Genomic DNA, 7,907 nt, shown 5'->3' on the forward strand with positions numbered 1-7,907 from the left:
GCTTGACCTTGGAACTTGACCCGCTCGATCCCTGATTTCAATGCGACCATTGTTTGGAGACGATGATGTTTCGACGCCTCTTGTTGACCCTGATGCTGCTGGGCGCCACCGCGCCGGCCCTCGCGCTGGATGTGGTGGCAACGAGCACCAGCATGGGCGCCCTGGTGCGCGCCGTAGCTGGTGAGCGTGCCGATCTGACCGTGCTGGTGGGACCGGACCAGGACTTACACTATCTCGAAGCCAAGCCCACCATGATCCGCGCCTTGCGCAGTGCCGATTTGGTGGTCGCCGTCGGTGCCGAACTCGAGATCGGTTGGCTACCGCTGGCGATCCAAAGTGCGGCCAACCGCGCCATCCAGCCCGGTCAACCGGGCTATTTCGAGGCCGCCGCCCAGGTGTCATTGATCGACCATGGGGCACCGGCGGATCGTGCTCAGGGCGACGTGCATCCGCTCGGCAATCCGCATGTCAACATGGACCCGGTGCGCATGGTCGCGGTTGCGCGCGCGCTCGCCGAGCGCTTCGCGCTGCTGGATGCGGCCAACGCGGCCAGCTATCGGCGCGGTGCCGAGCGCTTCGCCGAGCAGGTCGAGCAACGCCTGCCGCGTTGGCGGCAGCAGGTCGCCGGCGCCCCCGGCGTGGTGCTCTACCACCGCGATGCCAACTATCTACTGGAGCAGCTCGATGTGCCTTTTCTCGGGACGATCGAACCCATTCCCGGCGTGCCACCCTCGGGGCGTGACCTGAGGGCGCTGCGCAATGCCCTGGAGGGACAGCGCGGCATCATCCTGTTCGCGACCTTTGAATCGCCAAGAGCACCGCAGCGTCTGGCCGAGGATCTCGGTTGGCCGTTCGAGGCGATTCCGTTGGACCCCCCGCTTGACGCTGATGGCGAGGGGTATCTGGCGCTCATCGATCGCTGGGTCACCGCCATCAGTGCTACCCGCTAGGCACGAAGAGGGGCGGGTGCAGGCCGCCGCAGCGATGGATTCGCTGGATGCGCTGCTGACGCTGGAGGACGTGCGCGCGGGCTATACGCAGCCGGTTGTCGGACCGGTGTCGTTGAGCATCGCCAGCGGCGAGATCCTCGGGCTCTGGGGCGCCAATGGCAGTGGCAAATCGACCCTGCTCAAGGCGATCGCCAACGCCGCGTCGCTGTTCTCGGGCCGCATCACACGCGCACCTGATCTACGCGTCGCTTATCAGGAGCAGCAGCCCGCGCGCCTAGCCTTGATGCCGCTGACTGGGCGCGATCTGCTGCGTGCGGCGGCGGCCGCCGATCCCCCCGCGCCCTTGCAACGCTTTCTGCGCCAGCGCCTCGATCGGCTCAGTGGCGGCCAGTTCCAACTCCTGATGGTTTGGGCCGCCCTAGCCGGAGAGGCGAATCTGGTGCTACTCGACGAACCCACCAACAACCTTGATCCAGCCGCCGAACAACTGCTTGCCGAGCTTCTGCACAGCCATCGGGACCGCAACCGTGGCGTCCTGCTGGTCAGCCATGAGCGTGGGTTTCTTGAGCGCGTGTGTACCCGGCGGCTGGACCTGAGCTGAGCCGGCATGCATCCAGACCTGCTGTTCGATTCACTGTTCCTGCTGCCGTTCGTCATCGGTGCCTTGGTCGCGGTGCTGCTGGCGCTGCTCGGCTGTTTGCTGCTGTTGCGCGAGGAATGGCTGGCCGCGCTCGGCTACGCGCATCTCGCCGGGGCCGGTGCTCTGATCGCCTTGGCCGCCGGCCAGGTCGCGGTGCTTGGAGGGCTGCTCTTGGCGGTGATCGGGAGCCTGACCAAGACCCTCACCAGGGCGAGTGGGAATCCGGTCTATGCGGTGATGATCCTGCTCGGTTGGTCGCTCGGGCTACTGGTCGCGGCGAATACTGGCCTGGGCGAGAACCTGGCCCGGGCGCTGGTGGATGGACAGCTCTATTTCGTCAGCCGCGCCGATCTCATCGCTGCGCTCGGGCTGGGGCTGGTCGCTGGCATCAGCTTGCCGTGGCTAACGCCGCGTTTGCTGCGGGCGCGCTTCTTCCCGCGTCATGAGCAAGCGAATCAACGCCCGTCTTGGCATTGGCTGGTCGGCTTCGATCTGCTCGTCGCCGCCGCTATGGCCGTCGGCACGGCGACCCTCGGCATCATGGGCACCTTCGTCTTGGTGCTGATCCCGGCCTGGTTGGCGTTTCATCTGGGCACGAACTGGCGCACGACCCTGATCATTGCCACCCTAGTGGCACTGTTCAGTTATGTGCTTGCCTTTGTCCTCGCGTTGCTGCTCGATCAGCCGTTCGCGCCGGTGTTGGTGGCGTTGATGCTGGTGCTGGCGCCGTTCGGTCTGCTTGGGCGCGCCAAGGCCGCACTGGCGCACCGCCGGGGGCACCACCAATAGGTCAAGACGAGCAAGGCTCAGAACTCAGTCTTCCCACAGTGCATCGATGGCCAGCAGATAACGCGCTCCATTGTCAGGTGCTGGCGAGCGGTGAATCGCGCCCCGTTCGCCATTGTCGGGCCAGGCCGAACCTTTGAGCAGGACAATGTCGAAGGCCTGGGCGCGACCACTGGCCGCGCACGACTGCGCCGCCTCCTCGCGGAGGTCGAGCCGAGACAGCCGTCCCTGATCATCAAGCCATTGCGTACCCGGGCCGCGGTAGGTGCAAAGCAAGCGGATACCGGTTTGATCCCGATGCCAGCGCGGGCACATGGCCTGTTCGAGCCGCTCCATGCGCACCCCGAGAGCGGGGCAACCCATCAGGTCTGCGTAGAGTTCAGCGAGGAAGGCAAGATCGTCCGCCAGCGCTGTGCGTCCGTCATCAAAGCCAGGGCGATTGGGCAGCGGCCAAGTTGGTGCCGGGGTCTGCGCCGACGGTGCCGAAGTCACGAGGCGAAAACCACGCCACGCGCGCTCGTCCAAGCTGGCCAGATAGCGCTCGATTTCGGGTGCTGGGGGACGCGGCAAGAGGCAGACTTGGGTGGCTTCGGCGAAGACGTCCACCAGATCCGCGAGTGCCGCAACACTCCGCGTATGCTGTGGTTCAGCCAAGGAGCAGGCCACTGCTCCAAGCAGATCTGTGGTTACCGTTGTGGCGATAGCTGTCTTAGTCATGCGCTGTCGCGTGCTCACCAGACCAGATGTCGAGAAATGCAGCCAGGGTTTCCTCGATCACGGCGCGCGAGAGATCGCGCGTGATGAACACCAGCTTCGAGCGCTGATCGTCGCTTGGCCAGGCCGGTAGCTCGACCGGCGGATAGAACAGATGCTGCACGCCGTGGATGACGACTGGTTTGGTGCGGCCGCGAACGTTCAGGATGCCTTTGATCCGCAGCATGTCTTGACCACACATGGAGAGCAGCAGATCGAGCCAGGCATCGAGCATGGCGTCTGGGATCGGCTGCTCGACGAGGATGGAAAACGATTGAATGCGGTCGTCGTGGCGATTCACATCATGGTCGTGATCAGAGCTGTGGCGATGGCTGTGATCCGCGTGCACGACCTGCACCTCGGGCGCATCCGCATAAGCCTCCTCATTCAGCCAACGCGCGACATCCGGGATCTTGTCGGCGGCATTGAACAGACCCAGCCCAAGCAGGTTAGAGGCGGCGACTTGACCCTGCTGCGCTTCAAGACGCTTCGCGGCCGGGTTGATGCGCTGCAGGCGCTGCTCGATCGTCGCGGCCTGCGGCGCGCCGACGAGATCGCGCTTGGTCAACAGCAGGCAATCGGCCATCGCCGCCTGCTTTACCGCTTCCGGCTGCGCATCGAGCGTCGCCTCGGCGCTGGTCAGATCGATCGTGGTCACCACGCCATCGAGGCGGTAACGCCGCGCGATCGCGTCAACCGTCATCAGGGTGTGGATGATCGGCGCCGGATCGGCCAGCCCAGTGGTTTCGATGAAGACCCGGTCGAAGCGCTGCTCGCCGCCGACGGTGTAACGCCAATGCGCATCCTTCAGCGTCGTCACCAGATCGCTGCGGATCGTGCAGCACAGGCAGCCACTGCTCATCTCGATCATGGTGTCGTCGGCGACTCGGCTCATCAGCAGGTGATCGAGTCCAACATCGCCGAACTCGTTGATGATGACCAGGGTGCGGGCGAGGCTGGGCTGGCGCACCAGGTGACTGAGGACCGTGGTCTTGCCACTGCCGAGGAAGCCGGTCAGCAGGGTGACTGGGGTCAGCTCGGTCGCTTCAAACGGGTTGGATGTCATACAGAGGCGCTCATTGGTATCGGTTGGTCTGGCGCTCGCGCAGTTCCTGGCGTGCTTGGGCGTCAACCGAGAGGGTGGCAATCGGCCGCGCCTCCAATCGGGCCAGTCCGATCGGTTCGCCGGTTTCCTCACAGTAACCATAGCTACCGTTGTCGATGCGAGCGAGTGCCGCATCAATCTTGCGCACCAGCTTGCGATAGCGATCACGGGTGCGCAAATCCAACGCCTGGCTGGCCTCGCGGCTGGCGCGGTCGATTTCGTCGCCGACATCGCGATGGCTGTCATCACGCAGTTGCTCAAGGGTTTCTTGTGCCTCGTCGAGGAGTGCATCGCGCCACTGGAGCAGCTTGTGGCGGAAATAGTCGCGCTGGCGGGGGCTCATGTAGTCCTCGTCGGCGGGAAGCGATTGGAGGTTGAGCTCCACGCGGTCGTGCTTGTTGGCCAAAGTTTCGGATGTCATGGGACATTGGATGTTGGCGAGAAAAGAGTTATGTTATAGCATTATTGTCTGGCTGATCGAACGAGGAAAGTCCAACATGACCTTGGCCGCATTGAGTGAGGTCGATACCCCTCAAAACACTGTCGCACTGGGGGCCTTCAGCGACCCTGCTGTTCCAAGACGACGGCCGACCTTCACGAGTGTCGCGCTCGTCGACAGGGCAGGGCAGCTCGCCGACATCACTCATCCCGAGATCACCCTGGCGCTCTGGCAGCGCAGCACCGATCCTAAGATCGAATACGAAGTCGCCGGTTTGACTGCCGGGCAACTGCCGAGCGGCCGCATCGCGCTGAGCACGGCGGAGACGCAAGGGTCATGCATGGCGCGGTTGCAGGGTCTGTTGCAAGAGCATGGCGTCGAGCCGGGCGGGTTTGGCTGGTGGCTTGCCGATATGGCAATGCTGGCCGAACAGTTCACGGAGCTGGTCAATCGCACCCTCGGACCACACACGATCACGGCTCGGGTGGAGACGCTCGACGACGTGGCCTGCCCAAAGTTCCATGTCGATCGCACGCGGCTGCGCCTGCTGTGCACCTATCGCGGGCCGGGCACCGAGTGGCTGCCGGACGAGGAGGTCGATCGGGCCGCGCTGGAGGATCGGCAGCCGAACGCTCAGATCCAACGCGGTGCCCAGCCGCGCGCGCTGCAGCCGTTCTGGGTCGGCCTGTTCAAGGGCGAGTGCTTCCCAGGCAACGCTGGGCGCGGTCAGGTACACCGCTCGCCAGCGGTGCCGCCGGGGAGCATGCGCGTGCTCTTTTGCCTCGATGCCTGATGCCTGATGCCTGATGCCTTGGCGAGGCCTGTGCATCGCAAAGGCGTTTCCGGCCGCTCTCTGAGCCAATGACGCTCACAGCGTGATCTCCGATCATCCGGGTGCGCGCCCGACGGATCGATCCATCCCCCCACTGCAGGACCCCTGAATGAGTGCTGAACCCATCCCGATGAACGAGCCCGACGCGCGGCTCCCGGTGACCGTCCTGTCTGGCTTCCTTGGTGCCGGTAAGACCACCTTGCTCAACCACATCCTCAACAATCGCGAAGGGCGGCGCGTCGCGGTGATCGTCAACGACATGTCGGAGGTCAACATCGACGCCGACCTGGTCGACAAGGAGGTGACGCTGAACCGGGCCGACGAAAAACTCGTCGAGATGAGCAATGGCTGCATCTGCTGCACCTTGCGCGAGGATCTCTTGGTCGAGGTCTCCGGACTTGCGCGGGCCGGGCGTTTCGACTATCTGGTGATCGAGTCGACCGGTATTTCGGAGCCGCTGCCGGTCGCTGAGACCTTTACCTTTCGCGATGACCAAGGCGTCAGTCTGTCCGACCTGGCGCGCTTGGATACCCTGGTCACGGTCGTCGATGCGGTCCATTTCCCGGTCGATCTGGAACGCGCCGATGAGCTGGCCGAGCGCGGTGAATCGCTCGGTGAGGAGGATCAGCGCAACCTCGCCGAGCTGTTGGTGGATCAGGTCGAGTTCGCCGATGTGATCCTGATTAACAAGACCGATCTGGTGAGCCAGGATGAGCGCGAGCGGCTGCATCATGCTCTGCGCCAGCTCAACCGGCACGCCAAGATCCTCAACGCCCAATTCGGTCAGGTGCCGCTAGCCGAGGTGATCGGCACCGGGCGCTTCGACTTCGAGCGCGCGGCGAGCGCGCCTGGTTGGCTCGCCGAGCTGCGCGGCAGCCACACCCCGGAGACCGAAGAATACGGCATTTCTAGCTTCGTCTACGAGGCGCGGCGACCCTTTCATCCACAACGCTTCTTCGATGCCATGCAGCAGGATTGGCCGGGAAACGTGTTGCGCTCAAAGGGCTTTTTCTGGCTCGCGAGCCGCCATGATCTCGCTGGGCAGTGGTCGCAAGCGGGCGGTGTCGTGCGCCACGGAGCGGCGGGTTGGTGGTGGTCTGCGGTGTCGCAGCCGCATTGGCCGGATGATCCTGCGCACCGTGAGCGCATTCTGTCGGACTTCGACGGTGACTTTGGCGATCGGCGACAGCAGCTCGTCTTTATCGGCCAGCATCTGGATCTTGAGGCGATGCGGACCCGCCTTGATGCCTGCTTGCTCAATGACGACGAGCTAGCTGCTGGACCATCCGCATGGCGTGCGTTTTCGGATCCGTTTCCGGTCTGGATGCGCGATGCTGAGCATTGAGAGTCCCATGCGCTTTCAGCGAGCTTCCCAGCAAACCTGCACGAGACGCATTCGAGCCGTTGATTGATGACTGAAGAACCCAAACTCGACCCCTCCACGCGTGCGCGTTACGAGGAAGAGCGCTTCCCGCAAAGCTACGAGAGCTGGCGCTATTGCATCGAGCACAAGTGCGGTCTGCGTTTGACGCCCGACTACATCCAGCAGCGGATCAGCATCCTGACCGATCCGCAGCAGGAGGAAACCCGGCGTTTTGCAAGGACTTACGGGAAGGCCTATCTCACCCAGGTTGTGGCTTGGTTTGAGCGCGCGGCCGCTGCCTGCTGATCACGAGCAACGGATCATTGGCTGTTGCCGATCGTTCAGCGAGACAGCGCTGCACTCAGAACGTTGCCGCGAGCGAGAGCACAAGGCTGCGCGGAGGCCCGGGATAGAAGCCAACCGTCCCTGAGCCATCATCCTGGGCGTCGATCGCGCCGATGTACGCCTCATTGAAGAGGTTGCTGAGTTCAAGACCGACGCGGACGCCTTGAAGCACGCCAAGATCACCAGTCGTCCAGCTCGCGGTCAGATCCAGCGTCCAATAGCCATCCACGGACTGGGTATTCTGTGGATCAGCATAGCGCGGTCCGACGTAGCGCAGCAGCGGCGCGGCGCGCCAAGGCCCCTGCTCGAACAGCAGCCCGGTGCGCAGCATCCACGCTGGCGTATCCGGCACCTGTTTGCCGGCGATGGAGAGATCCTCAACGCGCCCCGCGCTAGTGCGACTGAGATCATCGTCGAAGGTGAAGTGCAGATAGGTCGGATAGACAAAGGCCGACAACGATGGCGTGATCTGCAGACTCGCCAAGAGCTCGGCGCCCCAGGCGGTGGCGCCACCGACGTTCTGGTGATAGTTAAGACCGACGCGCGGGTCATAGGCGACGGCGAGCAGGTCATGGTGCTTGGCAAAGAACAGGGTCGGGGTCAGCGCCAGGCGCTCGCTCTGGAGTCTCAGCCCAAGATCGATGTTGTCGGAGGTCTCGAGCTGCCAGTTATCGAACACATCCTGAAGGTTCAT

General features: G+C 63.7%; 10 protein-coding genes. 6 read left to right on the forward strand and 4 right to left on the reverse strand.

The window, feature by feature from the left end; all coding sequences use genetic code 11:
* The first annotated feature begins 65 nt into the window (after positions 1-65).
* Genes VBE63_RS15810 through VBE63_RS15820 form a run of 3 tightly spaced genes read left to right on the forward strand, consistent with a single transcriptional unit; the run spans position 66 to position 2,379 of the window.
* Positions 66-950: a metal ABC transporter substrate-binding protein gene (locus VBE63_RS15810; protein ID WP_323683992.1), complete on the forward strand. Its 885-nt coding sequence runs from the start codon at positions 66-68 to the stop codon at positions 948-950.
* Between the two features lie 16 nt (positions 951-966).
* Positions 967-1,551: an ATP-binding cassette domain-containing protein gene (locus VBE63_RS15815; protein ID WP_323683993.1), complete on the forward strand. Its 585-nt coding sequence runs from the start codon at positions 967-969 to the stop codon at positions 1,549-1,551.
* Positions 1,552-1,557: 6 nt separating this feature from the next.
* On the forward strand, positions 1,558-2,379 hold the full coding sequence (locus tag VBE63_RS15820; RefSeq protein WP_323683994.1) for a metal ABC transporter permease: 822 nt from the start codon (positions 1,558-1,560) through the stop codon (positions 2,377-2,379).
* Positions 2,380-2,403: 24 nt separating this feature from the next.
* On the opposite strand, the gene VBE63_RS15825 is transcribed toward VBE63_RS15820, so the two are convergent.
* Genes VBE63_RS15825 through dksA form a run of 3 tightly spaced genes read right to left on the reverse strand, consistent with a single transcriptional unit; the run spans position 2,404 to position 4,577 of the window.
* Positions 2,404-3,030, reverse strand: coding sequence for a DUF1826 domain-containing protein (locus tag VBE63_RS15825; protein ID WP_323683995.1), 627 nt, complete (start codon positions 3,028-3,030; stop codon positions 2,404-2,406).
* Positions 3,031-3,085: 55 nt separating this feature from the next.
* The gene (locus VBE63_RS15830) at positions 3,086-4,195 is read right to left on the reverse strand and encodes a GTP-binding protein (protein ID WP_323683996.1); all 1,110 of its coding nucleotides are present in this window, start codon (positions 4,193-4,195) and stop codon (positions 3,086-3,088) included.
* Between the two features lie 10 nt (positions 4,196-4,205).
* The gene (gene dksA / locus VBE63_RS15835; protein WP_323684001.1) at positions 4,206-4,577 is read right to left on the reverse strand and encodes an RNA polymerase-binding protein DksA; all 372 of its coding nucleotides are present in this window, start codon (positions 4,575-4,577) and stop codon (positions 4,206-4,208) included.
* Between the two features lie 154 nt (positions 4,578-4,731).
* Between dksA and VBE63_RS15840 the strand changes: the two genes are divergently transcribed.
* From VBE63_RS15840 to VBE63_RS15850, 3 genes are all read left to right on the forward strand, one after another.
* Complete coding sequence (locus tag VBE63_RS15840; RefSeq protein WP_323683997.1) at positions 4,732-5,466, forward strand: DUF1826 domain-containing protein; 735 nt, start codon at positions 4,732-4,734, stop codon at positions 5,464-5,466.
* Positions 5,467-5,614: 148 nt separating this feature from the next.
* Positions 5,615-6,850 carry a zinc metallochaperone GTPase ZigA gene (gene zigA / locus VBE63_RS15845; protein WP_323683998.1) on the forward strand — a complete coding sequence of 412 codons (1,236 nt, stop codon included), beginning with the start codon at positions 5,615-5,617 and terminating at the stop codon, positions 6,848-6,850.
* 66 nt (positions 6,851-6,916) lie between these two features.
* On the forward strand, positions 6,917-7,174 hold the full coding sequence (locus tag VBE63_RS15850) for a hypothetical protein (protein ID WP_323683999.1): 258 nt from the start codon (positions 6,917-6,919) through the stop codon (positions 7,172-7,174).
* Between the two features lie 55 nt (positions 7,175-7,229).
* On the opposite strand, the gene VBE63_RS15855 is transcribed toward VBE63_RS15850, so the two are convergent.
* Positions 7,230-7,907, reverse strand: a 678-nt coding sequence (locus VBE63_RS15855) for a TonB-dependent receptor (RefSeq protein ID WP_323684000.1), incomplete at its 5' end; no start/stop codon positions are given.

Source organism: Lamprobacter sp. (assembly GCF_034860625.1).
Classification (GTDB): domain Bacteria; phylum Pseudomonadota; class Gammaproteobacteria; order Chromatiales; family Chromatiaceae; genus Lamprobacter.

What these genes read in the sequence shown, in the direction of transcription:
- VBE63_RS15810 (WP_323683992.1), top strand. Translation starts at nt 66, where the DNA reads ATGTTTCGACGCCTCTTGTTGACCCTGATGCTGCTGGGCGCCACCGCG.
- VBE63_RS15820 (WP_323683994.1), top strand. Translation starts at nt 1,558, where the DNA reads ATGCATCCAGACCTGCTGTTCGATTCACTGTTCCTGCTGCCGTTCGTC.
- VBE63_RS15830 (WP_323683996.1), bottom strand. Translation starts at nt 4,195, where the DNA reads ATGACATCCAACCCGTTTGAAGCGACCGAGCTGACCCCAGTCACCCTG.
- dksA (WP_323684001.1), bottom strand. Translation starts at nt 4,577, where the DNA reads ATGAGCCCCCGCCAGCGCGACTATTTCCGCCACAAGCTGCTCCAGTGG.
- VBE63_RS15840 (WP_323683997.1), top strand. Translation starts at nt 4,732, where the DNA reads ATGACCTTGGCCGCATTGAGTGAGGTCGATACCCCTCAAAACACTGTC.
- zigA (WP_323683998.1), top strand. Translation starts at nt 5,615, where the DNA reads ATGAGTGCTGAACCCATCCCGATGAACGAGCCCGACGCGCGGCTCCCG.
- VBE63_RS15850 (WP_323683999.1), top strand. Translation starts at nt 6,917, where the DNA reads ATGACTGAAGAACCCAAACTCGACCCCTCCACGCGTGCGCGTTACGAG.